Source organism: Nocardioides potassii (genome assembly GCF_021648885.1).
In the GTDB taxonomy this organism is placed as follows: domain Bacteria; phylum Actinomycetota; class Actinomycetes; order Propionibacteriales; family Nocardioidaceae; genus Nocardioides; species Nocardioides potassii.
The window spans coordinates 72,126-95,989 of sequence record NZ_JAKJHZ010000005.1; the positions used below are offsets into that span (position 1 = coordinate 72,126).

At 69.3% G+C, this 23,864-nt stretch carries 38 protein-coding genes; 2 read left to right on the forward strand and 36 right to left on the reverse strand.

The annotated features are described in order from the left end of the window. Positions 1 to 25: 25 nt before the first annotated feature. The 26 genes from L2K70_RS04665 to L2K70_RS04785 form a co-directional block, all read right to left on the reverse strand. Positions 26 to 259 (reverse strand): hypothetical protein, encoded by a 234-nt coding sequence (locus tag L2K70_RS04665; RefSeq protein WP_236399717.1) that lies wholly within the window; start codon positions 257 to 259, stop codon positions 26 to 28. Further along, a complete protein-coding gene (locus tag L2K70_RS20980) occupies positions 256 to 378 on the reverse strand; it encodes a hypothetical protein (RefSeq protein ID WP_268930173.1) in 123 nt (40 codons plus the stop codon). Before L2K70_RS20980 ends, L2K70_RS04665 begins: the two co-directional genes overlap by 4 nt. Further along, positions 375 to 1,064, reverse strand: a complete 690-nt coding sequence (locus L2K70_RS04670) for a hypothetical protein (RefSeq protein ID WP_236399719.1) — start codon at positions 1,062 to 1,064, stop codon at positions 375 to 377. The genes L2K70_RS20980 and L2K70_RS04670 overlap by 4 nt, the downstream gene beginning before the upstream one ends. Further along, positions 1,061 to 1,654 carry a hypothetical protein gene (locus L2K70_RS04675; protein WP_372477472.1) on the reverse strand — a complete coding sequence of 198 codons (594 nt, stop codon included), beginning with the start codon at positions 1,652 to 1,654 and terminating at the stop codon, positions 1,061 to 1,063. The genes L2K70_RS04670 and L2K70_RS04675 overlap by 4 nt, the downstream gene beginning before the upstream one ends. Positions 1,655 to 1,662: 8 nt before the next feature. Continuing rightward, positions 1,663 to 1,803, reverse strand: coding sequence for a hypothetical protein (locus tag L2K70_RS04680; protein WP_236399722.1), 141 nt, complete (start codon positions 1,801 to 1,803; stop codon positions 1,663 to 1,665). Positions 1,804 to 1,935: 132 nt separating this feature from the next. Further along, entirely contained in the window at positions 1,936 to 2,232 is a 297-nt protein-coding gene (locus tag L2K70_RS04685; protein ID WP_236399725.1) for a hypothetical protein, read from the reverse strand. Then, positions 2,229 to 2,585 (reverse strand): hypothetical protein, encoded by a 357-nt coding sequence (locus L2K70_RS04690; RefSeq protein WP_236399728.1) that lies wholly within the window; start codon positions 2,583 to 2,585, stop codon positions 2,229 to 2,231. Before L2K70_RS04690 ends, L2K70_RS04685 begins: the two co-directional genes overlap by 4 nt. 101 nt (positions 2,586 to 2,686) lie before the next feature. Then, positions 2,687 to 2,881: a hypothetical protein gene (locus L2K70_RS04695; RefSeq protein WP_236399731.1), complete on the reverse strand. Its 195-nt coding sequence runs from the start codon at positions 2,879 to 2,881 to the stop codon at positions 2,687 to 2,689. Positions 2,882 to 2,897: 16 nt separating this feature from the next. Next, complete coding sequence (locus L2K70_RS04700; protein ID WP_236399734.1) at positions 2,898 to 4,517, reverse strand: hypothetical protein; 1,620 nt, start codon at positions 4,515 to 4,517, stop codon at positions 2,898 to 2,900. Beyond that, positions 4,514 to 5,851 (reverse strand): hypothetical protein, encoded by a 1,338-nt coding sequence (locus tag L2K70_RS04705; protein WP_236399736.1) that lies wholly within the window; start codon positions 5,849 to 5,851, stop codon positions 4,514 to 4,516. The genes L2K70_RS04700 and L2K70_RS04705 overlap by 4 nt, the downstream gene beginning before the upstream one ends. 1 nt (position 5,852) lies before the next feature. Continuing rightward, the gene (locus L2K70_RS04710; RefSeq protein WP_236399739.1) at positions 5,853 to 7,667 is read right to left on the reverse strand and encodes a hypothetical protein; all 1,815 of its coding nucleotides are present in this window, start codon (positions 7,665 to 7,667) and stop codon (positions 5,853 to 5,855) included. A gap of 121 nt (positions 7,668 to 7,788) precedes the next feature. Then, positions 7,789 to 8,106 (reverse strand): hypothetical protein, encoded by a 318-nt coding sequence (locus L2K70_RS04715; RefSeq protein ID WP_236399742.1) that lies wholly within the window; start codon positions 8,104 to 8,106, stop codon positions 7,789 to 7,791. Next, complete coding sequence (locus tag L2K70_RS04720; protein ID WP_236399745.1) at positions 8,103 to 8,564, reverse strand: hypothetical protein; 462 nt, start codon at positions 8,562 to 8,564, stop codon at positions 8,103 to 8,105. The genes L2K70_RS04715 and L2K70_RS04720 overlap by 4 nt, the downstream gene beginning before the upstream one ends. 3 nt (positions 8,565 to 8,567) lie before the next feature. After that, positions 8,568 to 9,560 carry a phage tail tube protein gene (locus tag L2K70_RS04725; RefSeq protein WP_236399748.1) on the reverse strand — a complete coding sequence of 331 codons (993 nt, stop codon included), beginning with the start codon at positions 9,558 to 9,560 and terminating at the stop codon, positions 8,568 to 8,570. Positions 9,561 to 9,563: 3 nt separating this feature from the next. After that, the gene (locus L2K70_RS04730) at positions 9,564 to 9,905 is read right to left on the reverse strand and encodes a hypothetical protein (RefSeq protein WP_236399751.1); all 342 of its coding nucleotides are present in this window, start codon (positions 9,903 to 9,905) and stop codon (positions 9,564 to 9,566) included. Positions 9,906 to 9,916: 11 nt separating this feature from the next. Then, a complete protein-coding gene (locus L2K70_RS04735) occupies positions 9,917 to 10,372 on the reverse strand; it encodes a hypothetical protein (RefSeq protein WP_236399753.1) in 456 nt (151 codons plus the stop codon). Position 10,373: 1 nt separating this feature from the next. Next, a complete protein-coding gene (locus L2K70_RS04740; protein WP_236399756.1) occupies positions 10,374 to 10,913 on the reverse strand; it encodes a head-tail connector protein in 540 nt (179 codons plus the stop codon). Between the two features lie 8 nt (positions 10,914 to 10,921). After that, a complete protein-coding gene (locus L2K70_RS04745) occupies positions 10,922 to 11,146 on the reverse strand; it encodes a hypothetical protein (RefSeq protein WP_236399759.1) in 225 nt (74 codons plus the stop codon). Further along, positions 11,146 to 11,358, reverse strand: a complete 213-nt coding sequence (locus tag L2K70_RS04750; RefSeq protein WP_236399761.1) for a hypothetical protein — start codon at positions 11,356 to 11,358, stop codon at positions 11,146 to 11,148. The genes L2K70_RS04745 and L2K70_RS04750 overlap by 1 nt, the downstream gene beginning before the upstream one ends. A 64-nt stretch (positions 11,359 to 11,422) precedes the next feature. Then, complete coding sequence (locus tag L2K70_RS04755; RefSeq protein WP_236399764.1) at positions 11,423 to 12,628, reverse strand: phage major capsid protein; 1,206 nt, start codon at positions 12,626 to 12,628, stop codon at positions 11,423 to 11,425. Positions 12,629 to 12,630: 2 nt separating this feature from the next. After that, the gene (locus L2K70_RS04760) at positions 12,631 to 13,374 is read right to left on the reverse strand and encodes an HK97 family phage prohead protease (RefSeq protein ID WP_236399767.1); all 744 of its coding nucleotides are present in this window, start codon (positions 13,372 to 13,374) and stop codon (positions 12,631 to 12,633) included. Positions 13,375 to 13,376: 2 nt separating this feature from the next. After that, complete coding sequence (locus L2K70_RS04765; protein WP_236399770.1) at positions 13,377 to 14,711, reverse strand: phage portal protein; 1,335 nt, start codon at positions 14,709 to 14,711, stop codon at positions 13,377 to 13,379. Further along, positions 14,711 to 14,860, reverse strand: a complete 150-nt coding sequence (locus L2K70_RS04770) for a hypothetical protein (protein ID WP_236399772.1) — start codon at positions 14,858 to 14,860, stop codon at positions 14,711 to 14,713. Before L2K70_RS04770 ends, L2K70_RS04765 begins: the two co-directional genes overlap by 1 nt. A gap of 15 nt (positions 14,861 to 14,875) precedes the next feature. Continuing rightward, complete coding sequence (locus L2K70_RS04775; RefSeq protein WP_236399775.1) at positions 14,876 to 16,372, reverse strand: hypothetical protein; 1,497 nt, start codon at positions 16,370 to 16,372, stop codon at positions 14,876 to 14,878. Continuing rightward, a complete protein-coding gene (locus L2K70_RS04780) occupies positions 16,350 to 16,664 on the reverse strand; it encodes a hypothetical protein (protein WP_236399777.1) in 315 nt (104 codons plus the stop codon). Before L2K70_RS04780 ends, L2K70_RS04775 begins: the two co-directional genes overlap by 23 nt. A 101-nt stretch (positions 16,665 to 16,765) precedes the next feature. Next, positions 16,766 to 17,047 (reverse strand): hypothetical protein, encoded by a 282-nt coding sequence (locus tag L2K70_RS04785; RefSeq protein ID WP_236399780.1) that lies wholly within the window; start codon positions 17,045 to 17,047, stop codon positions 16,766 to 16,768. Positions 17,048 to 17,100: 53 nt separating this feature from the next. Here L2K70_RS04785 and L2K70_RS04790 point away from each other — a divergent pair, with 53 nt between their 5' ends. Further along, entirely contained in the window at positions 17,101 to 17,244 is a 144-nt protein-coding gene (locus L2K70_RS04790) for a hypothetical protein (protein ID WP_236399783.1), read from the forward strand. 49 nt (positions 17,245 to 17,293) lie between these two features. Here L2K70_RS04790 and L2K70_RS04795 read toward each other — a convergent pair whose 3' ends face one another. Together L2K70_RS04795 and L2K70_RS04800 are read right to left on the reverse strand one after the other, a co-directional pair. Then, positions 17,294 to 18,232: a hypothetical protein gene (locus tag L2K70_RS04795; RefSeq protein WP_236399786.1), complete on the reverse strand. Its 939-nt coding sequence runs from the start codon at positions 18,230 to 18,232 to the stop codon at positions 17,294 to 17,296. Then, positions 18,229 to 18,741, reverse strand: a complete 513-nt coding sequence (locus tag L2K70_RS04800; protein ID WP_236399789.1) for a GIY-YIG nuclease family protein — start codon at positions 18,739 to 18,741, stop codon at positions 18,229 to 18,231. The genes L2K70_RS04795 and L2K70_RS04800 overlap by 4 nt, the downstream gene beginning before the upstream one ends. 62 nt (positions 18,742 to 18,803) lie before the next feature. Between L2K70_RS04800 and L2K70_RS04805 the strand changes: the two genes are divergently transcribed. Next, a complete protein-coding gene (locus tag L2K70_RS04805; RefSeq protein WP_236399792.1) occupies positions 18,804 to 19,397 on the forward strand; it encodes a hypothetical protein in 594 nt (197 codons plus the stop codon). Here the strand turns inward: L2K70_RS04805 and L2K70_RS04810 are convergent. From L2K70_RS04810 to L2K70_RS04845, 8 genes are all read right to left on the reverse strand, one after another. Further along, positions 19,352 to 19,804, reverse strand: a complete 453-nt coding sequence (locus tag L2K70_RS04810; protein ID WP_236399795.1) for a hypothetical protein — start codon at positions 19,802 to 19,804, stop codon at positions 19,352 to 19,354. The two genes, L2K70_RS04805 and L2K70_RS04810, sit on opposite strands and share 46 nt — an antisense overlap. 190 nt (positions 19,805 to 19,994) lie before the next feature. Then, positions 19,995 to 20,333, reverse strand: coding sequence for a hypothetical protein (locus L2K70_RS04815; RefSeq protein WP_236399797.1), 339 nt, complete (start codon positions 20,331 to 20,333; stop codon positions 19,995 to 19,997). Beyond that, entirely contained in the window at positions 20,334 to 20,585 is a 252-nt protein-coding gene (locus L2K70_RS04820; protein ID WP_236399800.1) for a hypothetical protein, read from the reverse strand. Beyond that, on the reverse strand, positions 20,582 to 22,459 hold the full coding sequence (locus tag L2K70_RS04825) for a DNA cytosine methyltransferase (protein ID WP_236399803.1): 1,878 nt from the start codon (positions 22,457 to 22,459) through the stop codon (positions 20,582 to 20,584). The genes L2K70_RS04820 and L2K70_RS04825 overlap by 4 nt, the downstream gene beginning before the upstream one ends. Positions 22,460 to 22,462: 3 nt before the next feature. After that, the gene (locus L2K70_RS04830; protein ID WP_236399806.1) at positions 22,463 to 22,951 is read right to left on the reverse strand and encodes a hypothetical protein; all 489 of its coding nucleotides are present in this window, start codon (positions 22,949 to 22,951) and stop codon (positions 22,463 to 22,465) included. An 88-nt stretch (positions 22,952 to 23,039) separates the two neighbouring features. After that, positions 23,040 to 23,201: a hypothetical protein gene (locus tag L2K70_RS04835; protein WP_236399809.1), complete on the reverse strand. Its 162-nt coding sequence runs from the start codon at positions 23,199 to 23,201 to the stop codon at positions 23,040 to 23,042. Continuing rightward, positions 23,198 to 23,533 (reverse strand): hypothetical protein, encoded by a 336-nt coding sequence (locus L2K70_RS04840; RefSeq protein WP_236399812.1) that lies wholly within the window; start codon positions 23,531 to 23,533, stop codon positions 23,198 to 23,200. The genes L2K70_RS04835 and L2K70_RS04840 overlap by 4 nt, the downstream gene beginning before the upstream one ends. Further along, the gene (locus L2K70_RS04845; RefSeq protein WP_236399815.1) at positions 23,530 to 23,814 is read right to left on the reverse strand and encodes a hypothetical protein; all 285 of its coding nucleotides are present in this window, start codon (positions 23,812 to 23,814) and stop codon (positions 23,530 to 23,532) included. Before L2K70_RS04845 ends, L2K70_RS04840 begins: the two co-directional genes overlap by 4 nt. Positions 23,815 to 23,864: the final 50 nt, after the last annotated feature.

Consider the following 23,864-nt stretch of genomic DNA (forward strand, 5'->3'; position numbering starts at 1 on the left):
GCGCTCCTCCTGCTCAGCGGGTGGATCAGGCGTTGGGCGGCTGGACCGACTCGTCCTGGTGCTCGGCCTCCGGGTCGCGGTTGGGCGTGCCGTAGACCGCGGCCGAGGTGACGATGCAGGCGACGACCGCCGTCACCCACTCGCCGGTCGTGATGTGCTCGGCGCCAGCAGACGCCTCCGTCACTGCCGAGCCGATGAGCACAGCGCCGGGGGCGACGAAGCCGACGACGGCCTTCCAGTAGGGCGCGATCTTGTTCACGGGGTCTCCTCGAGGTTGAGGGGCGAGTGCCCCAGGACGGCTTGGTCGATGAAGTCGCAGAGGCGCGGGCAGAACAGGCAGCCGAGCGCGTACAGCGCGGCGGCGAGGCGGGGGTTCATGTGATGAGCCGGAGGTGGTCGGGGCCGCGACTGTGCAGCGTGCGCTGCTGCGGGACGGCCTTGGGCGGGTGCGGGTCGTTGAAGTCGCCGCCGTCCACGACCAGGTCGCATACCTCGGCGAGGTCGGCCAGCGCCCGCGAGGTGACGCGCTCGCCGCGGCGGCGTGCGTGCTGCACCTTGGCGTTGGGCAGGTCGCGGTGCGGGTGCTGGTTACCGAGACCGATGCGGACGCCCTCGATCGTGGCGACGCACGAGACGAGGTCGCGGCGCGGACCGGTGCCGACCGGGGCGCCGATCTTCGTGCCCTGCTCCATCAGCAGCGTGCGGCGCTTGCGGGTGACCTTCACCCCGGGCGACACCGCGATCGGCTCACGGGTCAGCCAACCCACCAAGGTCGTGCCGGGCTCGAGCCAGCGCAGCAGCTTCTCGTGCTCGTCGGCGGGGTCGGCCTCGTCGATCTCCTGCAGCAGCAGCACGACGTACTGACGCTCGTCGACGCGATCGAGCAGCCGCATGACATTGCGCTTGAACTGGCCGGGATCGTAGCCCCGGCCGAGGTTGGCGGTGACGACGACGAGGCGGAAGGGCTGCAGACCGCCGGTGATGCGAAGGACGACCCCAATCGCGTCGTGGCCGTCGATGTCGAGGTCGACGGTGAACCGCTTGACCAGGCGCGCGCGGATCACAGCGAGTCCCGGGTGTCGATCCAGTCCGCGACCTTGGCCTGCAGCTTGGACTTGTCGTCCCGGGCCGCGGCGATGGTGTCGTTGAGCACTTTGATCTGTGCGCGCGCCTCGGCGATCTTCCCGTCGATGGCGCGGACCCGTTGCCGCTTCTTCGCCCAGGCGATGCCCTCCTGCCACGTCCGCACCTCGAAGTCGCGCGGGCCGTCGTCCGGGCCCCCGCGGCCACCCGTGCCGAGACCGTTGAACCCCGCGTCGAGCGCAGCGATCTGGTAGCGGCCGCCGGCGTTGTGGGGGCAACCGCGCAGCACGCCGTGACGATGCAGCGGCGAGAACGTCGGAGGTGTCCGCAGCCACTCGGCCGCGCCCATCTGCCGGCCGATCAGCACGTCGGCCTGGCTCGGTGTGCCGTCGGTGACGTCGTACGCGCCGCCCGGCTGGTGGGTATTGGCTGAGGCCGCGGCGTTGCCGATGAGCTGGTAGACCTTCAGCGGCCCGACGAGGTTGCCAGTCTCCTGCAGCTCGCGCTCGTAGACCGGCAGCCACTTCGCGAGGCACTCGCACGCGGGCAGGCCGCGGAACATGACGGTCACGAGTGCTCCTAGAGGTAGATGCCGGTCGGCAGGCGAGGCGGGCAGGGACACAGCGCGCCACCGAGGTCGGCATGGCAGCGGGTGAACTCGTGGTGCTCGTGGTCGCACCGCGGGCACGACGGCTGGCGGGAGATCGGCGTCTCGGCCATGCGTGCCTCCGGATGAAGCGCAGGGGTGAAGTCGGCCGAGATGAAGGGCAGGCGTTCAGTCGCACTCGGGGCAGGCGTAGCCGTGCTGGGTGCGCTCGAGCGGCGAGTGGCAGGCCGGGCAGGTGCGCTCGCTCATTCGTCGTAGTCGCGCGCAGCGAAGCCCCACGCCAGCGCGCCGATCAGGCCGACGAGAACCAGCATCAGGAGGAACACGCGCAGCCCAGGCGCGACCGTGTCGTCAGACGCGGCGATCTCGCCCGAGCCGTACGCGATGATCACGTAGGTCCCGATCACCCACGGGGTGATCCGCTTGAAGCGCCGCGGCATCGCCCGCCACCGGGCCACCGCTCCGGCCGACAGGAGCACGACGACCAACCCAGCCAGGCCGGCGTTGATCCAGCGGAACCAGTCCCAGGTCTCGGCGGTCATCGGGCCGGCTCCCCACACACCTGCTCCGGCAGCGCCGGGAGCGGGTTGGCCTTGCGCTCGGCGACCTGCTGGGCACGGAGTCGCTGGTACTGCCGGAGCTCGCGCTGGAAGCCTGTCTGGTCTCCGGCGCGGACCTCCTCGAGCAGCTGGTCGAGGGCCTCCTGCGTATCGGCCGCAGCATCCGAGCGCGCGCGGTAGACCGTCGCGAAGTCGGTCTGCCAGGTCGAAGTGCAGGACGTGAAGTCTGCCGACTGCGCGCGCTGGACGATGAGCACTCCGCCGAGGACGGCGTTGATCGCCAGGACGCCGGTGAGGATCCACCGGTTCAGGGTGTGATTCCGCGTCGGGCTCATGGGCCGTTCCTTCCGAGAGGCGCGGTAGAGGTCGAGGGCATCGCGGAACACGACGCCTGCGAGGAACCCGACGACGAGCCCGAGTCCGGCGAAGAGAGCAGTCACTGCTCGTCACCGCCCGGCGGCTTCGTGCGGTCGCGCATCATCACGCCGACGACGACGCCGCTGAGGAGGGTGGAGAGGGCGACCGCGACGCCGGTGGCGTCGAGGATCTTCTGCGCGAGTCCGACGACGACGACGATGCCGAGCAGTGCGACGATGACGAACACCAGGGCGGTGACGGCCTTCTGGCTCATGCTGCCCCTCCGTCGGTCATCGGCGCTGCCGGTCCTTCAGCAGCTTCACGAGCGCGTCCGAGGTGTCGCGCGGGTCGGAGTCGAGCGCGAGCGTCGCGACGTTGCCCTCGGTCGTGTAGTCGACGGCGAAGATCCGGAAGACGCCCTGCCCGTCGTTGTCGGCGGCGTTGAAGGCGTCGGGGTAAGCCTCGACCCCGAGGACGCGCACGAGCTCGCCGGCCTCGATCTCCCACGGCTGGACCATCGCGCCGGTCAGCACGTCGCGGATGGGGCGCGCAACCGTCAGGGTGCCGGCGTTCTTCGGGACGTTGTGCTCGGCGAGGAAGGCTGCGCCGGCGGCCGCCGCGGCGGTCTGCGATCCCGCCTCGCTGCCGAGGTCGACAACACCCATGCGCGTGAAGCCCGCCTCGTCGAGGATGGGCGCGCCACCGGTGTAGTAGGACCAGCGGTTGACGCCGCTGCTGTCGACCCACTTCACGGCGACCTGGTTGAAGACGTTCTGCGTCGAGATCGGGAACGAGCCGCCGTCGTCGAGGGTCGCCTCGTAGCGCACGGTCGTCGGCCACAGTTCCCAGCGGAAGGCGTAGCCGTTGCCGGTGGTGTCGGGGCCGGTCGTCCACCGGTAGGCCGGCTCGATGGCCATCAGGTCCGCAAGCACCTGCTCGGCGGTGATGCCGTCCGGGTACGCGAGCTGGCCGATCATCGTGCTGGTCGTCGCCACGGTGGCATTCGCCCCGTCGTAGTCCAGCAGCACCCGGCCGAGCAGGTCGTTGACGACCTCGTGTGCCAGGACGTACTCGTTGCTGTAGCCGGTCGTGATGTCGGCGCCAGAGCGGTCGACCAGCATGGCGCGGACTGAGATCTCTCCAAACCATCCCCAGCTCGAGTCGCCCGCCGTGGTGGTGGGGCCGCCCGTCCAGATCCACCGCAGCTCGACCGTGTTGCGGCCGTTCGCGAACGAACCGCCGACAACGCCCGTCACGCCCGACAGGCCGGTGGTGGCGGCCACCGTGAAGGCGGGATCGAGCGAAGCGCCTGCGTCCGTGCGGGCGATTGCCTGCAGCAGCCACGTCGAACTGCTGAGGCCGGCCACGTAGTCGACCGAGATCGCGCCGAGCTTCTGTGCCGCCTGCCAGATCCGGTCGTATCGGGCCACCACGCGGGAGTCGGCGACCAGCGGCGACCCGTCGGGGAACGTCATCAGCAGGCCCTGCGTGGCGTTGGCCGCCGTGTCGCCTGGGCGGGTCGAGGTCGTCATGCTCGCCGATGGGTTGGTCACGTCCACCGTCCGCCATCCGTCCGAGGCGCTGCGGTCGACGTAGATCAGCGGGCGGGTGTCGTCCGAGGCGTGCTGGGCTGGCCCGAACGCGACGCAGTCCCACCGCTGCCCGTCGGCCGAGGCGGTGCGGCCGGTGTCGGACAGCCTGCCGTCCGCGACCGTCTTCGCGGAGCGGGCGTTGTAGACGCACACCTTCGCGAGGGGCTCGAGGCCGCCGAGGTCGGACAGTGGACGGGTGAGCGTGAAGGCGATGGACCGCACGCCGCCGACAGCCTCGCGGCGGAACGACAGCGACTGCACCTGGTCGGTGACGTGCTCGAGGCCGACACGCACCGTCAGCGGGACCGGCAAGGTCACGACGACACCGGGCGCACGAAGAGGTACTGCGGGTGGTAGTAGACCGTGACCGAGATCGCGGCTGCCTTCGTGTGCGACTCGAGCCGGGCGGCCTGGTGCACCCAGGTGAAGGTGTTGTCGACTGCCGGCTGGATCACCGGGAACCCGCCAGCCACTGCTGCCTTCTCGGACACGGCGCTGCCCGTGAGTAGGTTGCCCACCGCTCCGACGACCGACTGGGTGGCCGAGTCGATGCTCACCATCCGTGCCGTCCCGAACTCCGCCACGAGGAACTGGCTGTCGACCGGCAGGAAGAGGAGCGCATCCCACTGCAGCGACCCGCTACCCGACGTGCGCGCGGCCTGGACGGCGCCGTTCGTCGAGGCGCCCGTCGCGGTGTACGAGTAGTCGAGGATCTCGGTCGCCGAGCCGACGCGGATGATGCCGAGGTCGACGACCTGCCGGTTCGTCGTGAGCGGGATCGTCACCGTGTCGCCGACCACGCCGAACGACGGGACCGCGGCACGGGCCGTGAAGACCGACGTCGCGTCCGACCGCCGCACGACAGCCGCCACGCGATAGAGGCCGAAGAGGGTCGTCGGCGTCTGGAGCCGCTGCACCATGGCCGCGTTGGTGCTGAACGACGTCGTCACGTAGTTGTTGGTCCCGGTGCCCGACATCGCCGCGTCGGGACCGCCGCCCGGGTTGGTGGTGTCGATGCCCAGCGAGCAGGCCTCGGCCTGTGCGATCGTCGGCGTCCCGGTCGCGAACCACACGCCCTTCGCCGTCGACCCCGTGGTGGCTGAGGCGAGGAACGGGGCGGGCACGTCACCAAGGGCGTTGGCCATCGGGATCGTGAACTTCAGCGCCCCGCTCGCCGCGGCGGGGTCGTTGTTCACGGTGTACGGGCCCAGCGTCTCGCGGAGGCCCAGCGCGAACGGCTCGGCCAGCACCTCGATCGTGAACGTCCGCATGGCCGCCTGAGCCACGACGTCGGCCAGCTGCGAGGCGTCCGAGCGGAAGGTGCGGAAGAAGACCGGCTTCGACGCGCCCTGCGGGTGGTAGCGGATGAGGTTCGTCGGACGGTCGAGCTCGCGCCACAGCTTCTGCATCTCGACGGCCGCGGCGTCCTGGTTCGGCTTGCGGCACTCGATCTCCATGGTCAGAGTGCGCCCGTCGTAGTTCGACGAGCCGACCGAGATCCCGTCGCGCATCGCGTTGCTGGCCATCGACCGGCGCAGCCGCGGCGGCGGTGCGGAGAACGACTTCACCCAGAACGAGATCTCGTCGTTGAGGTCGAGGCGCACCGTCGGCGACGAGGAGATCGAGTCGACGAACTGGACCAGGTCAGCCACGTCACCACGCTCCCTGCAGGTGGGCCTTCTGGCCGGGGTTGAGTCCCTCGACGATCAGGCGCAGGTCCTTGATCTCGTCGCGGAGCTTCCGGGCCGTCTTGCCCGGCTGGTCCTTCAGCTCGTCGACCAGCTTCTTGATCTGCTTCTCCAGCTCGGTCGCGAAGCGGTCGCCGAGGATGGCCTGCGCGCTCTCGTCGCCCAGGCCCTTGGCGATCGCTGCGTTCTCGTCGAAGAGCGCGGAGTCCCGCACGACGGCGCTTGGGTCGTTGGCGTACTGCTGGATCAGGCCGAGGTTGCCCGACTGCATGAGCGAGGACAGGAAGCCCTTGGAGGCGCTGCCCTTCAGCGCTGCGAAGGTGGCCATCAGGTTCTTCAGCGCCGTGTTCGTCGAGGCGAGCTGGGCCGACGACTGGGACATGGCCGACTGCGCGGCGGTCGTCACCTCGCCGGTGGTGCTGTCGACCTCCTGGGCGATGTCGGAGAACCCGAACGAGTCGCCCGTCAGCCCGGACGCGATCGACTGGGAGAGGCTCGACATCTCGTCCCGGATCGAGGAGAACTTGTCCTTGATCCGGTCGCGGGCCGCCTCGAGCACCTTGTCGAGCTTCTTGCCGCCACGCCGGATGCCATCGGCGACCGCGTCCATGAGCCGCTCGCCGGCCTGCTGCGCGGTCATCGAGGTCGTGCCGGCACGACCTCGGCCGTTGCCGAGGTTGATGATCCAGTCGTTGGTGTCCTCGATGTGCTTGGTCGGCTTTCCCTTCGGGTAGAGGAAGCTGATGTTGATGCTGACGCTCTTGTAGGACGGGATCCCGCGGATGGCGCGGTCGGCCTCCCCGGCCTTCTCTGCCATGTTGCGCAGCTTGTCCGCGGCCTTCGCAGCCCACCCCATGCCGGGCGCCTTTGACATCGCGTCGAGCATGTCGGCCGCGGCGCCGGCGAGGGTCTCGAAGCCCTGCAGGATGTTCGAGAACGTCGGACGCAGGACCTTCTCCCACAGCCACTTCCCGGCCGTAGCGGTGTCCTCGAAGGCGTCGCCGATGAGCTGGAAGCTCTTCTTGATGACCGGGCCCGCCACCTTGGCGAACTTCTCGGCCGCGGGGATCCCGTCGCGCAGCAGCCAGTCGGCCAACTTCTCGGCCATCGGCAGGAGCTTCTGGCCGATGGTCTCCTTGACCTCGTCGAACTGGACCGACAGCCGGCGGAACTTGCCCTGCGCGGTGTTGGCCGCGTTGGAGGCCTGGCCCTGGTGCAGGTCGGCGAGCTCCTTGGTCACCTGCTTGAGGGACTTCTCCTTGCCCTCCTGGTCCTTGGTCGCCACGCCGAGGCGCGACAGGCCGCCGAGAGAGCCGTTCTGCGCCTTCATCAGCGCCTCGGTGACGGTCTTCAGCGACTTGCCGGTCCCGGCGCTGACGTCCATCGCGAGCGACGTCAGCTCCTGCGCCTTGCCGACATCGCCAGTTGCCGTGGCGAGCCGTGACAGCGCAGGGCGCAGCTCGTCGTCCGCGACGCCGAGGCTCTTGCCCTGCCGCTCGATCCACTTCTCGGTGGACGCCACCTGCTGGTCCGTCGCGCCGGCGCTGTTCTTGAGGGCGGTCGCGAGCTTCTTCTGCGACTCCTCGTCCTCCATCGCGGCCTTGCCCATGTCGAACAGGGCCTTGCCGGCGATGATCGCCCCGCCTGCCACGGCCCCAGCACCAACGGCCGCGAACTTCTTCAGCTTGCCCGAGGAGCGGGACGCCGAGTCGCCGACGTGGTCGAACTTGTCGGAGGCGCGGTCCCTGGCGAGGATGTCGAAGACGATCGCAGTGCTCACAGGCTGCGCCTCCGCTCGATCTCGTCCAGGTAGATGCAGAACCGCTCGAACTCGAGCAACGTCAGCTCGTCCACGTCACGCGGCGTCATGTGCAGGTGCAGCGCGAACCCGAGCTCGTAGGTCAGGCGTCGCGCCTCGTGGCCGCCTTCTTGGAGGCCTTGGCTTTTGGGGCGGGGTCGTCGTCCCCCGTGATGTCGACCTCGTCCAGCTCGAACTCGACCTCGTCCGGCTTGAGCGTCGACAGGTCGCGCTTCAGGAGCACGTACAGCAGTGCGTGTACGGCGATCATCGAGCCGCGCGCGCAGGCGTCGATCCACTCCGCCCAAGTCAGTCCGGTCAGCCGCTCGACGACCATCATCTCGCTGGACTTCATGTGGTTCGGGTCGAAGTCCCAGACGCGCGCCTCCTCGGCGCCCTCCGGCTTGTAGCTGAACTTCATCCCTCCACCTTCCGTGCGATCTCTGCGAGGACCCGCTGCACACCCCGGATCACCTCGGGCTTGTTCTTGTCGAAGGCCTCGTCGAGGAAGCCAGGGTTGACGCCGGCGGTCTGCTCGACCCACACGCTGCGGTTGCCGAAGACCGGGTGTCGCAGCCGCCCCTCGTTCAGGCGCTTCAGGTCGTAGGACCGGTGTCGCGCCCGGATGCGTACGCCGGCGTTGCGACCGGCCACCGCCCCTGAGGTCAGCGACACCTTGGCCATGACCAGTGCGGCCAGCCCGCCGCGCGACGGCAGCGAGGGCCCGATGTTGGCCTTCATGTCCTCGCGGACACCCTTGGTCGCGCGGTTCAGCCCGGCGTACAGCTCCTTGCGGATCGCCTTCGCGTCCGCGTGGGTGCGGATCCGCCGGACCAGCGCGTCGACGTCGTCGGCGCCGCGGAGCTCGACGTCAGGCATCGATCAGAGCGCGGTGTCGGTGCTGATGTACGCCGCAGACACCAGGCCGTTGGTGGTGTCGTAGAAGGCGGTGAAGGGGATCGACGCCTTCAGCACGTCGGGGCCGCCGACCTCGGGCACGTCCCCGTTGAAGTAGACCTTCGGGACCGAGAACCGCAGCGTCGGGTAGTACGAGGTGGCGATCGCCGTCGCGCCCACCCACTCGAGGACGAGCGACGTCGAGGTGTGCCCGGTGAACCGGTCGAGGAAGTCGGCCTTGTTGACCAGGTCGACCTCGAGCGTTCCGGACACCGCGGCGAAGTCGTTCCACACGGGCTCGGCCTTGGCGCCCGCGTTGCCGGCGTAGAAGCGGCCGGTGTCCTGCGGCCGGGCGATGGTGAGCGACACCGACCGGACGCCCTGCACCGCAGCTTCTGAGCCGTAGGTGCCGAGCTTCACCGACATCTCGCCAAAGTGGAACGGGGCGTTCGCTGCGGTGTACGACGGGGCGGTCAGCGCCTGGGCGTCGGTCCACGTCTTGCCGTCGAAGTCGAACGTCGCGCCGAGGATGCCGTCGACCGCGCAGGAGAACTCCGCCTGCGTGATCTTGCAGCCGGTCGCGGTGATCGGGATGACGGTGCCGCCGACGTTCGGGAGGCCGGCCTGCATCGTCAGCGACTTGCCGAAGTTGTCGCCAAGGACGTGGGTCTGAAGGTAGGCCGCGGTGGCGCCCTGCTGGACGGGCGTCGCCGACGACCCCATGAGCTGCGCGAGCAGCAGGCCGAAGCCCTTGCGCAGGACGTCCGCCTGGATCTGCCCGGTGGCGGCGGTCGTGGTCACGACCTCGTCGACCGCGGCCGGACGGCCGGCCGCGACACCCGACTGCGGGGCGGTGTTCTGCACCTTCTTGACGTTGAACGACCGCGCCTCGATGAAGCGGGTCGGGGCGGCGTACGTGCCGTAGGCCGACTCCGCGGCCAAGCCGACGGACGAGCCGATTCCAGATCCAACCGCCATGCGTCAGCCCTCCTGGCCATAGGTGTCGCGCAGCTGGTCGCGCGACATGTCCGTGATGTCGTCCTCGGTCGCGCGCTCGGTGGCGACGACCCATGCCGCCCACACGTCGCGAGACGCGTTGCCGGCGGGGCGCGCGTTCTCCTCGATCGCCTCCTCGACGGCGTGCGCCGTCGCGTAGGCCTCGTCGTGCGCGGTCCGAGCCTCGTCGTCGCCGGGTGCCCAGTTCGGCTCCTGGATGGTGTACGACCACACCTCGTCGGCCGGGACCTCGAGCAACGCGCCGGCGAGGACCAGGCGGCCCTGCACGATGCGGTCCTCGCCGGACACGTTCTTGACCTTGGCCATGGGGTTACTCCTCAGATCCGGGCGCGGTAGTCGATGCGGAAGATGAGCAGGCCGGCGGCGCCCGACTGGCTCTGCCACTGGTCGTAGTCGAAGTCGCCGACGCCAGACCAGAGCAGCCCCTCGACGCCCATGGCGGGCGTGTTGTGGAGCATGGTCTCGATGGCGGCCATGAGGGCGAAGGTGTCGACGCGAGCCTTCGGAATGTCGCCGTCGCCGTTGAACGATGAGGCCGCGCAGAGGACCTGGCCAGTCTCGTCGCGCGCGGTGTAGTTCGCGTTCGCCCACTCCTGGCGCGACGTCGCGGCGGTCGTGCGGTTCTCCGAGTCGACGTCGCCGACCCCGATCATCACGAAGTCGTCGGAGGTGTCGATGACCGTGTCGCCGTCGAGGACCTGCACCTCGGCGGGCAGTGCCGCTCGGGCACCGGCGTACAGCGCGGCCATGAAGGCGGGGACGACGGAGGGCACGTCAGACTCCGACGTGGATCGGCATGTGCGGCTTCAGCAGCTCGGACACACGGAAGGGCAGGAGGTAAGCGGCGCCGGGAACGGAGTTGGCCGCCGACTCCGACGGGGCCGAGCCCGGACGGCGAGTCGGGCCGCGCTGCGTGTTCCAGAAGTGGCGGACCAGCTCCTTCGCCGCGAGCAGCAGATCGGCTGGCACTGGGTCGCGCCCAGCCATGTACGTGACCAGGTAGTGACCGGCGGGCACGGCTCGTCCGTCGGCGTAGGAGACGAGGCCGGGGTCGGCATCCAGATAGAGGTCCGCGATCGTGAGCGTCGTCTCGTACATGTCGGAGATGCTGGTGATGCTCGCGACCGGGCCGGGGACACGCAGGCCGTATCCGGTGGAGCGAACCCGGACCGTCCTCTCGACCGGCTCCAGCGGCCCCACCCGCTCACCGATGGCAGCGACTGCGGCGTCGAGCATGGCCTGCAACTCGGTGTCGTGCTGCTCGCCGGTGATGTTCAGGTGCGACTTGACGCTCGCGAGAGAGAGGACGGCCACGGGTCACCTCACTTGTTCTTCGGCGGGGCGGCCTGCTTGTCTGCGGCCTTGGGGGCCTTCTTGTTCGCCGGCTCGGGCGCCGCCTTCTTGGCGGGGGCTGGCTTGCGGATCTTCTTTGCGTCGTCCTCGGTGAGCTCGTCGTCCTCGCCGTAGGCCAGGACGCTCGCCTCCGGGTGACCGTCCTCGACCAGGTCGCCGTCCTCGGTGCGCCACAGGCGCGACTCGGCGCGCATCAGGTCTGCGACCCGACGACGGTCCACGTGACCGTGGAGGTTCCGTTGGTGGCCGTGCAGATGTAGGCCTTGCCGTTGGTCGTGTCGATCAGGTTGGACCCGACGATCGCGACACCGAGGTAGGTGACGTTGTTCGTGGGGGCGCCTGCGTTGCGCAGCGGGGCGTCGAGGCCGGCGCCCTCGATGACGCGGCCGGGTTCGATGATGGGCATTGCTCGTCCTCCTCGGACTCGAGGCAGGACGGCCGGCATTCGGCCGCCCTGCCTCAGGTGGGTGTCAGATGCCGGTGACCGTGCAGAACGCGGCCGGGCGGTAGACGATGAACGCCGCACGCACGTCCGCGCGGATCGCCTGCTTGCCCTCGACGAAGAACGTCGAGTGCGAGTCGGAGATCTTGGTCTCGATGCCGCGCTTGACGGCGAGCTCGGAGAAGTTCCCGAAGTCGCCGACCACGCCCGTGTCGACGGTGAGGCCCGCGGCCTGCGCGACCTGCAGGCCCCAGATCTTCTCGGGGCCGGGCTCCGAGGGGTTGCCCCAGATGTAGATGCCGTCCGCGGTGCGGAGCAGGCGCACGTCCTGCCAGTCGGTCGGGTTCGTCACGTAGGCGTCGGGCATGGCCCAGCCGACGGTGCGGACCTTCACGATGGCCTTGTAGACGGCGTCCGGCACGGGGTCGGCGCCCTTGGCCTGGGTCTGGATGCCGGCGACGTTGAGCACGCCGCGCAGGTTGGGCGCGGTGCCGTTGCCGACCAGGACTTGGCTGTCGAGGCGCTGGCGCACCATGAAGGGCAGGCGGTTGTCGATGTACTGCCGGGCCCGCGGGACGTCCTCGAGCGTCTCGTCGGTGACGGGCAGCCACGTGCCGACCTTGCGGACCATGGAGGTCTTCTCGGTCAGCCCGAGCGCCGACTCCGGGTAGGTCCCGGCCTCGGCGATCTCGGCGGCGTTGTTCGTGAAGGTGGTCTCCTCCATGTACGTGACGCCGGCCTGCGTGGTCGTGGTCTGCGGGATGAGGTCCAGCACCTGGATGGGGCGGGTGGCGAAGTCCACCACGCGACCAGTGCGGGTCGTCTCCGGCACGTAGCCCGAGGTGTCGAGCAGGGTCTTGAGGTCGATCTCGATGGTCGCCTCCTGGCCCTTCTCGGTGAAGGCCGAGGACTTGACGAAGCCCTCGCCGAAGGACTTGGCGCGGTTGCGTTCGGTGACGTCGCGCTCGCCCTCGTGCTCGCCTCGCTCGGCGGCCCGCTCGGCTGACGCCTCGGCCGCGTTGGCCACGGCCTTGAGGCGGTCGACCTCGGATCCGAGGTCGGACAGCTCGTCGTTCATGGCGCGGATCTGCTCGGCCTTGGCCTTGGTGTCACCGTCGATGCTGGTGACCTTGGTCAGGTCGAGGTTCTCGCCGGCCTCGGCGAAGATCTTGCCGAGGTCGTCCTGCTTGGCGGCCAGCTTCTGCTGGGCCTCCTTGAGTGCGGGGAAAGTCATGGTCATGCTCCGATCTGAGTGAGGTTGGAGAACAGGTCGCGGCGACGGACGTCGGCAGCGATGGCCTCGAGGGCCTTGATGTCCTCGGGAGTCACCTCGGCGGCTTCGTCCGCCTTGGTGTCGAACAGGGCGCGCAGCTGCGTCAGCGACTGGTCGAGCTCCTTGAGGAACTCGATCGACTCGTCGCTCAGGCTGCGACCCTTCTCGGAGCGGAGGACCATGACCTCCTGCGCCCGACCGAGGTAGGCCTTGACGGCGGCCACGACCGCGTCACCCTCCTCGGAGAACTTGAGCCCCTTGGCGACCAGCGTGCGGGTGTTCACCCCGGCGCCGATGAGCACCGGGGACACCTCCTTCACGAAGATCGACTCGAGGAAGTTGACCCGCTGGCCGTTGATCTCGCCGGCCTTGCTGATGACGTCGTGCAGGCTGTAGGACCACTCGCCCAGCGGGCCGAGCTCCTTCACGACCTCGAACGTCTCGCGGCCGGCGGTGGTGTTGAGGAAGAACTTCAGCTCGGCCTTGGCCTCGGTCTCAGTGGTCCTGATGACGCCCTTGCCGACCGGCAGCGCGCCGTAGTGCGACTGGTGGCCGTACGCCGAAACCACGACCTCGGCGCCGTCCTTGATGGCGCCGGGCAGCGTGACGTCGCCGTCCTTGTCGATGACGTTGAAGGTGGAGAAGACGGCCTCGACCTCGCCCTTATCGGCGCTCTTGACGGTGAAGCCGGTGATGGTCTTGTGCATCTTCACTCCTTCGGAGCGGGTGGGGTGAGCGTGCCGGGGGCCTGGAGCTGGACGGAGTAGAGACCGGAGTGCTTGAGCGTGCGAAGGTCGCCGGTCTCGAGGAACTCGACAACCGACTCCGGCGTGAAGCCGGCGTCGGTGAGCTGCCGCGCGGTGGTGGCCTGGTTCGCCTGGATGGCGGCGACGTCGGTGGAGTCGTCGCGCAGGAAGGCGATGTCGCGGTCGTCATACCAAAGCGCGGAGTCCTCGCCCGGGCGCTTCATCAGCGCCTCGAGTGAGGCCGCCGCGCCGCGCCACAGGGGACGCAGCGTCTTGTCGGCCGTGAGGCGAATCGCTGCGTCGAAGTTGCCGGCGTTGAGCGAGGAGCCTTGCAGGCCCTCGGAGAGTCCAACGATCACCGGGTGCATGCCCGCGGCGGAGGCGATGCGGGTCTCGCCGGCGCCCTGCGTGGACTTGAAGTCCATCTGCTGCATGTTCGCGCCGTTGAGGGTGACGTCTGCGCCGCCTCCGAGGTACAGCGTCTTGTACGCCATGTCGACGCCCTCGGTCTGCTCGCGCATCTTCGCGACGAACGACTCGAAGGACGCGGGCGTGACGTCCTTGTCGAGGCTCACAACCGTCGAGATCGTGGCGCCCTGTTCGAAGAACTTCAGCTTGTGGCGGGACGCGGCCTTGTCGGCCTTGATCTCGCGCAGGACCGGGGTCAGCCACGACATGCCGCGGAAGCGTGCGGACGGGTCAGGCAGCGGCGAGAAGTGGACGACCTCGTCCGGCAGCAGGAGCACCGGCTCGGAGTCCTTGCCGGCGTGTGGCGGCGGCTTGTAACGGTAGGCGATCGGCTTCGTGTCGAGGTCGTGGAGGTTGCCGCTCCGCGAGCCCAGCACGATGTTGACCCAGTCGGGTCGCATCCGGACGATACGGCGCCCGGGGCCGGTCGCCGCCTTGCCCAGGCGCCCTGTGTCGTCGGCTGTGGTGGCGAAGAAGTTCCCGGACAGGTCGGCGTCCTGGATCATCCGGGTGAGCAGCTCGCCGGTGGTGCCGTTCGGCCAGGGCCGCTCGAGGATGGACAGCTCCGAGTTCGAAAACAGCGGGCCCGGGCGACCGTTGCGGCGCGGCTGCCAGGCGAACCGAGTCTCCGAGAAGAGGGTCTGGCGGGCGAGCATGCAGGCGAACACGATCCCGTTGGACGCGTAAGCGTCGCGGATGTAGCCCTCGAAGTCGTTGCCGATCTCCTCGCGGTCGGGCATCACTGAGCCCCACACGGGCTGGCTGCTCGACCAGAACGGCGACTGCGTGAACGACTTGCGGCCCTCGAGCAGGCGCTGCGACAGACGCATCAGCCGGCCTCGGCGAGGAACAGGTAGCCGAGCGCGGCGACCAGCAGGCCGCCGACGATGTAGGCCGCGGGCACGAAGAGCATCGAGACGCCGGCGACCACGAGCGCGCCGGCGACGATGAGGACGAGGGCAAGGAGAGCCTCACGCACGGGGGTCTCCCTTCATCAGACGAACGCGGCCATCGGGGTCAGGGACTGCGGCTTGGAGTTGGCGCCCCAGAGCGCGAGGCTCGGCGCCTCGAGCATCGAGTGGTCCCACAGGAACCGGCCTGCGCTCATGCGTCGACTGCCGTCACGGGCCGCGTCGTTCAGCTCGGCTGCGTCGTTGTGGAACACGGAGTGCGTCTCGGTGATGCCGACGTACAGCGACGCGCAGGCGTCCTTCAGGTCTGACATGTCGGCCACCAGGAGTCGATCGCCGAGTCGCTCGCGCAGCGGTTCGACCAGGTCGGCGCCCGGTCCCGAGGCGGCAATCGCCACCGGGACGTTGTGACGGTTGGCGATGTCGCACGCCTCGTCGAGGATCCATGACGCACCCGGCCGGCGACCTCCGAGCCTCGGGTCGGAGGATGCGGGGAAGATCACCTGCACGGCATCGGTGCCGTAGTCGCCGACGGCGGCCAGCGACGAGTAGGCGAGGCCCGGCTCGACGGCGATGCCTAGGCACCGCGGCTTCGGAGCGACCGCGTCTGCGATCCCCTGCTTGCCCCAGTGGGGACCGAAGACCTGCGATGCCGTCTCGGTGGGCGGGTCCTCCCACCACACCAGGAACTCGCGTGCGAACTCCTCAGGTGGCATCGCCTGGCGCAGGGAGCGGATCGTCTCGCGCTGCACGCGGCCATCGAGGGCCGACATGATCTGCTCCCAGCGACGCTCGTCGTCGAGCGCGCACCCCTTCGCCGTCTTGGCGTGGTTGCACTTCGGCGTCTCGCAGCCAGGTTCGGGCTTCTCCGGCGTCGGACCGAGGCGGTCGGACAGCTCGAAGTAGAACTGGTTGTGCGTCAGGCCAGCGCGTCCACGGTCGCGCTTGTCGCGCAGAGCCTCCGACATCAGCAGGCCGGCCGACGAAGCCGAGACGACCTGGGGGCGCGGTCGGGCCGAGAGCGTCGGGTAGAGCGAGCCGATCACCGCCGGCGTGACGGCGAAGAACTCGTCGAGAACGACCTTGTCGCCAGAGAGTCCGCGGCCTCCAGTGGCCTGACGAGCCCGGTAGCGGAGCCGCCGGTCGCCGGTGAGCTCGATCGCCCAGCGGCCGTTCGCTGCCGTGATGCCAGGTCGGTCGCCGCGGGTCGGCAGCAGGTGTCGCGACAGGAACGAGTTGTCCTCGATCAGCGCGGCCGTCTCGCGAAACGTCTCCTCGGTCGTCGACAGCTCGTGCGCCGAGTGGATCGAGAGGCGCTCCTTGGTGACGAACAGCCAACCGAGCTCGATCATCTTCAGCACACCGGTCTTGAAGTTCTGCCGCGGGCCGACCATGTCGACCTCGAAGGCAGCAGGCTTCCCGTTCGGCAGGATCGCGAAGGTGGCGTCGAGGATCAGTTCCTGCTCGGCGTCCGGCGCGTAGCCGGCTCGCGCGCAGATGTCGGCGACCTCGGGCCCGAACGTCTCGACGTACTCCGGGACATGGAGGTAGGTCGGCTCAAGCCTTCGCCGCGCGCTCAAGCTTCCTCTTCACCGCGTCGTCTGCGTCGGCCAGCGGATCCTCGGCAACCGTGTTGCCGGCCGCGATGTTCGCCATCAGCCGCGAGTGCTCCTTCGACAGCGTCGCCAGCTCGGAGCCCTGACCGCGCGCCATGCCGCGGGCGATGATGAGCACCTGCTGGCCGAGCATCGTCTCTAAGGCGTCGAGCTTGCGGAGCTCCGCCTGAGTGGCAGACACGAGGCCCTCGGCGAACGGGTTCGGCTCGTCTGCGTCACCCTGCTCGTGCGGCGGCTTCAGGTCCGACTTCGCCACCACGACCTCCAACGATCTGCCGGGGAGAGATGCCGATTTTCGGTGCTGGGGTCCTACGCATCGACGTCTTCCGTGTCGACCCGACCCCCGGGGGCCAGGGGTCACAACACCCAGCGAGTGACGTCCTTCGCGACATGCCGACGCTGCCCGCCGTCGGTCACATTGCACAGTGCGTGAGCCGGTCCGATGACCACGTTGCCCTCGTCGTTGTGCGCGACGTGGGCCTCGTCGGTCGGCGCGATGTCGCGGGTCGGATGGAGGCAGCCGCCGCTTGAGCCGTGCCATCCCTGCACGCAGATCAGCCACTCGCCTCGAGCCTGCGCCGCAGTGATCCGCTTGCGCTCGGCCCGGTGCTCAGGCGTCCGGTGCTGCGGCCTGGCCATCGCTCACCCCCGAAGGCGTTGCCTGCGCGCGACCGGCGACGCACCATGGACGGATGAGCCAGAGCCCCGAGCGCGACGAGGACTGGCGCCTGCTGCAGGAGGCGCTCGAGGAGCGCGACCGTGAGTGGTGGGCCGACGAGCAGGACGACGAGCCCGACATGCCGAACGCCCCGGCCTGGTGGCAGCGGGGCGCTTGAGGTCCGGGGACGCCAATGACGTCCGAACTGTGACAAGGCTACATGACCGTCACGACACGGCGGTCAGCTTCTTGGATCGCGTGTCGCGCAGCACGAGGTCGAGGGCGTCGCCCATGCGGTAGCGAGCGTGGCCGACCTGCTCGTCGGCTACGACCATGCGCTCCTGCTCGAAGTCCCAGGTGTAGCCCCGGCGGATCTGGTGGTGGGGCTGCAGGTCGCCGCGGTTGGCCCACTGGCGGATCCGGTCGTACAGCCGCGGCACGCTGGCTTCGGTGTCGACGAGCGCGACGATCGCTTCGGCCAGCGGCTTGGGTCGTGCGAGCCACCCACGCGCCTCAGCGAGCACGACGTCGAGGTGGTCGCGTGCGTACGTTGTGGCGCCGCAGGATCCGCAGGTGACCCACGTCAGCCCGGGGATGACCGAGGTCCCGGCGCCGCAGCGGACCGCAGCGCCGTCCTCGTCGAAGCCGACGACCTGGCGGCAGGCGCCGGCGTACCACCCGGGCACGAGCGGCGTGAGCGTCTGCAGCCGCTCCTCGTGCTGGCTGAGGTCGCGAACGAACTCGCCGCACCAGTCGAGTGTCGAGATGCTCGTGAGGTACCGCTCGAAGCCGAGGCATAGCCACGCGACGGCTTGGGCTTCGGTGACGGTCTCGGCCTGGCGTGAGGCGGTGAGCCGGTCGAGCAGGCGGGTGAGGTGTGGTCGGTCGTCGACGAGTGCGCGGGCCCAGGTGATGAGCGCGTTGCTGGTCTCGTCGAGGGTGTCGCTGATGCGGTCCCCGGTGCCGGCGCTCTTGACCTGCCCGTCCCAGAGCACCCGGGATCCGGGGACTGGTCGCGAGGTGCCGGAGCGTCCTGGTCGCCAGCGGGCGAGGTTGCGGAAGTAGACCGGCAGCACCTCGAGAATCGTCTCGGCCTTGCGCCGGCAGAGCTCGCACAGAGCGAGGCCGTTCGTGGTCTCGGCGTGGCAGTGGAGGCAGTGGATCACGGCGTGGCCTTCCTGGTGCGGATGACGGAGGTGCGTGGACGGGTGGCCCACATGGGCAGGCCGTACTTCTCGCGCATGGCGAGCACGTGGCGCAGCAGGTCGTCGCTGCCGCGGAAGTTCTCGCGGCGCTCGTCGATGCGGTCGGCGCCGAACTGGCGATGTCGCTCCTGCTCGAGCTCGTAGCCACCGGGCTCGATGGCGAGCAGCTCGTCGGCTCGCAGTGAGCGCAGCCGGTCATGAAGGTGGGTGCTGTAGCCGATCTTGATGTAGTTCCCGATGCGGGCGTAGTAGACCAGCGGCCGGCCGCCGACGTTGCCTTGTGCGGCCACGTCGCGGTCGGAGCGTCGTTGCGCAAGGGCGGCGAGCCGTGCCTGTTCCTCGGCCAGGATCTCGGCGCGGAAGTGGCGAGCGATCTCGAGGCCGTGGGCGGAGCAGAGCGAGGGCAGTTCGGGGCGCAGGCCGCTGTTGGCCGGTCGGCCGCAGTCGGGCATCCAGCATGTGTCGGTCAAGGCGTGGTCCTCTCGCGGACGATCGGGGGACAGGCAGGAGCGGTGGCGCGTACGGTCGGCGCGTGATCGGGGTGAGCGCGCACGACGGGGTCGACTACGACGGCTACTCGGCGTGGTGGATCTGGATGCTTGAGCACGGGCTGGACGGCATCGTCGGAGGCTTGCTGGCGGTAGCAGGAGTTGCGGGAACGCTTTGGTACGACCGTCACGCTCGTGCACAGACACGTAAGTCGGAGCAGCTGGACGAGGTGCGCCAAGTGGTGGGGAGAGTGCTGGAGAAGGCGCTGGACGCGAATTCGGCGCTCCAGGCCAACGATCCAGATAGGCACCCCGGTGCGGCATTGATGGCCTTAGATCGAGAGATTCGGCTCGCGACCCCACACCTCTACAGCGCTGGTCTCACCGACTTCGCTGCGTCGCTTCAGATGCATGGCTCGGTCATCAACTACGTGATGAACCGCGAGCAATGGCGCCAGTCCGCAGGGCGTGTGGCAAACGCCGTCCTGACCCGGTGCCAGGCGTGGCTGCGGGACCCGGATCAATACACGGGAAGACCGCAAGACAGGGGCGAGACCATCGCCTTCGGTGACACGGTGCTCAACACGATCCTTCATCCCGCCCCGGCGCCGGAGGACGAGTCCTCGCCTGAATCCTGACGCCTCGCCCTGATGCTCGCCAGCAGCGCCTGCCCGGCACTCCGGTCGTCGTCGAGCACGGGGTCGGTCTCGGCACTGAGCTCGTCGACGGCGCACGCTCGGCACGAGCCGACGTACTCGCCCGGGTGTCGTCGGCAGTCCTCGCCGGCCTTGGCAGGCTGACGTCGTCCGGGCTCCTCGGCGCGTTGGGGGACGAACGGCCGTCGGATGGCGCCGGGTGTGCGGGCTTCGGGGTCGGTGGCGTGCCCGATGACGCGGTGGGTGGTCTCGGCGAGGTTCTGGCCGACGAGCTCGGCGATGACGGCGTAGGTGCCGTTCTGGTCCCACTTCGCGCAGCCGTGGGTTTCGTCGCGGAGGCGGGTGGCGAGGTAAGTGAGCGCCTGGGCGTCGCGGGTCGTGGTCGTCATCGCCCACCCCTCGAGCTCGCGGCGTAGCCGCCATCCATGAGCCGAGCCCCTAACCACCTGAGGTCATGGATGAACCTCAACCACCCATACTTCGGTCGGGTCGGGTCGGGTCGGGTCGGGGTCTTGTGACACCCCTTGTGACGCGACGGTGTGGTCACGCGTGAGTCACGGCGTGACGTCGGTGTGACGATCACGAGTCACCGTCTTTCTGTCGCTTCTCGCGAGACTTCCTCTTGCGCTCGGCCGCGGCCTCGCGTTCGGCGTGCACCTGGACCCGGCTTGGCTGCCGCTGGTCCCACTCGTGGAACTGGTAGCCGTCGTCCTTCTGGTCCCACAGGCCGGCGCGCACGAGGCGTGTGGCCTCGGCCTTGGTGCCGAGGGTCACGGCGATCGCGTTCGGCACGAAGCCGTCCGTGAGTTGCTGCATGGACCAGGCGCCGGCGCGCACCCACAGGCCCATGGCCCCGTTGCCGGCGGCGAGCACCTTGGCGTGTAGGGCGAGGTTGTCGTCGACCTTGAACCATGGCATTCAGGCCGCTCCCTTCCAGTAGGACCGCCACGGCATCGGCTCGGCCGGGGCGGTGTAGATGAGCACCGACTCGGTGACACGGCCGGAGCCGGGGACCTGAGCAGCCGGGGCGATCGAGAAGCCACCTGGTCGGAGCAGCCGCGCCTTGGCCTGCGTGATGAGGCGGGGCAGGTCTGCGGTCGCCTCTCGGCAGAGGTCGGCGTAGGGCATCGACTCGTCGACGATCGGCCAGATGGCTCGGAACATGCTCACGACAGCGCCTCCACGACGGCTGCGATGAGGTCGCGCGCGGCGGGCGGCGTGACGGCGTTCCCGGCGAGCTTGACGCGCTCGCGGCGGGTGCCGCCCCAGATGTAGTCGGCGGGGAATGCCATGCCGGCGGCGACCTCGTGGGGCTCGAGCATCCGGAAGAGGCAGTCGTCGACCTGGGCGGCCGCGGCCTCGATGTCCCCTGGGGTGATGACGGACTGGTGCCCTGCGGTGGTGAGGGTGCGGAGGTACTCGCTGGCCGGTGTGGTCATCTCGGCACCGCCGCTGTTGTTGCGGTGGATGAGGGCGTACCGGTCGACGGTGGTGAGCGTGCCGATGGGCTTCTCGACGGGCTGCGAGGACTGGCTGGATCCGTAGTAGGGCATGACGAGCGCCGCGCCGCCTCCAGTGGCGGTGGTGGCCGTCGGCAGCGGCTCGCTGATCGGGTGCGCGCGGTTGTTGTGGTTGTTCGCCTGGATGAGCGCGTGGTGGTTGCCCGACGCGGTGACGGTTGACATCGGTGACTCGACCGACCGGGCGTCGGACCCTCCACCGCGCAGCTCGGCGATGAAGGGGTGCTGGACAAGGCCGTGGTTCGCACCGTCGGCCACCACGGTAGGCAGCGGCTTCTCGCGCGGGTCGAGGTCGCGGACCCGGTCGCGGAACTGCGTCAGGAACGCGGGCGGCTCGATCAGGCTCGCGGTGTCGTAGGTCGTGGGCCAGTCCTGCCCGCCCCACTCGGCGCGGGTCACGAACGCGTCCTGGTGGCGCGAGGTCTGCGTACGCAGCGCCTGCTCTGCGGTGCTCACCCGGTCGCCGGCGCGGCCCTCAAGCGGAACGACGAGCGCCTTGGACTCGATGGTGTGCAGGGTGCGCAGGACGTCGTACATCGACCAGACGCGGTAGTAGGAGTTCGGGTCTCCGTGCTGCGGGTGCTTCACGTCGGCGGCGTCGTACTGGTTGCCGCTCTGCTCCATGTGGAAGGGCGACCAGTAGCGGGCGATTCCGGCGGCGATGCGGCGGCGGGTCTTGTCGGCGAGCGGCTTGGCGCGGTCGCCGATGCGGGTGCCGCGCAGGGACCAGTCGATCGCGGCGGCGGCCGGGAGGTAGCCGGGCTCGACGGCGGTACCGCAGGCGGCGTGGAGGTAGACGTACTGCGACCGGTACTTGCCGACGGTGCGGCCGTTCTTCCACGCCTGGTGGGCCTCGACGACCGACTGGCACTCGGGGCACCACGCGAGCGGGCGCATGACCTTGTCGATGTCGGGGGCGCGGTTGCCCTTCAGCCAGCAGACGACGTAGAGCCGGTCGCGGGACTGCGGGGCCGGGTCACCGTGCGCTTGGGCGTGCATGGAGTTGAGCGAGACGATGCGGAAGTCGTAGCCGAGGTTGCGCAGGCCCTTCTTCCAGAGCATCCACGCGTCGGCGTACTTCGGGTTGGTGGCGACGTCGACGACGTTCTCGATGACCATGGCCTTGTAGCGGTGGTGCTCGGCGAAGCGGAGGACGTCGAACATCAGCAGCCGCGAGCGCTGGACGATCGCGGTCTCGGGGTCCTCGTCGACGAGCTCGGGGTTGAGGGCGTCGAAGAGGTCGGGCTCGAGAGAGGCTGGGACGTTGGAGTACTTCCCGCCGCTGGCCTGGCTCCACTTCGTGCACTCGGGGGAGGCCCAGAGGATGTCGGTGCGGGGGAAGTAGCGCGGGTCCTCCTCGTGGAGGTCGACGGCGGCGTGGTCGGCAGTCGGGTGGTTCTCGTTGTGCACCTGCACGGCGAGGTCCCAGTGGTTGGCGGCGATCTTGATCTCGACGCCGGGCACCTGCACGGCGCCGGTCGAAGATCCGCCACCGCCACAGAACAAATCAGTGATGGTCAGCATGGGTCACTCCTGCTTGGTGTCGGCGACGTAGACCGCGAGTGCGTACGCCTGCCAGATGTCGGCCTTGAACCCGTGGAAGAAGCCGGGCTGGGCGGTGGTGCCCTTGCCGCGGTTGGGCTGCCCGGGTGCGAAGCGGTCGACAAGCGCTTGGGCGATGTTGGAGTCCTTGGCGCGGCTGTCGTGGCAGTGGTGGACCTTGACCTGCAGCCGCTTGACGAGCTCGGGGTCGGTGCCGGTGCGCCGGCGGATGGTCTCGGCGTAGCGGCCGATCCAGACGCAGGTGTCGAAGACCTCAGCCCCGACCGCCATGCCGTAGGAGGCGACCATCTCGATGGCGGCGTGGTCGAAGTCGAGACCGAGTGGCATGTGGCCGAGGTCGTCGAGCAGCTGCGCGTTGGGCACCTTGGCGGCGCGCACGGGTCGGCAGCCTTCGCCGATGAGCGCGTACGCCGACTCGACCGGCCCGGGGTCGATGGCAAGGACGTGCGTCACCCTCGCCACCTCCCCCCGCGTCGCAGGTTCAGCACGATGACCGCCAGCCCGGCGAGGGCGACGAGTGCGAGCCAGGCGTCGGTGGCGGTCACCGGCCCTCATCCTTGCGCTTCAGCCAGTCGTAGAAGTCGCAGCAGCCGGTGATGGTCCAGCCGATGGCGATGACCCACGCGGCCAGGCAGACGGCAACGGCGGCGGTGACCAGCGTGACGACGACGAAGGTGTAGGCGAACTCCAGCAGCGTGTTCATCGGCCCTCCTCGCGCGGGGTGGGAGCGAGAGCGCGGTAGGGGTTCGCGGTCACCTCGGTTCGTGTGCCGTTAGTCAGCCCGGCCGAGTCGCCCATGCCGGTTACCCAGCCCTCGTCCCATGCGTCGGCGCGGACCTGAGCGTCGTGGGCGGCGAGCCAGTCGGACGCGAGGACGGTGCATGCGATGTCGCGGTACTCGTTCTGGTCGTCGTCGTTGAGCGTGGTTGCCCACCTGTGTTCGACGCTCTCGTGTCGCGCTACCTGCTCGACAGCAAAGATGGACCTCGCCAGCGCCTCCACGTCCGCCTCGGACGGTCGCTCGGTGGCGGTCACGACTCGCTCCGAACGATGCGAGCGGCGCGGTCACGGAGCCACGTCTCGCCTGCGTCGTGCCACGGCCACTCGTCAGCCGCTTGCCTCAGCGCCTCTGCCGCACCCTCGGCGCGCATCTCGGCGTCTCTGGCTGCAAGCGCCTCCGAGCCGTGGACGTAGCACATGTCGTGGTCGGCGTTGTCTTCGCGGCCTGCTTGTTCACCCTCGGCGCGTGCTCGGGTCGCGGCGGCAGACTCACGGGCAGCGACGATGCGCTCAACGGCCTCGTAGACGTACTGCATGTCGGGCGCGATGGCCTGTGGCGCTCGGACCGCCGCACTGAGCGCGTGGC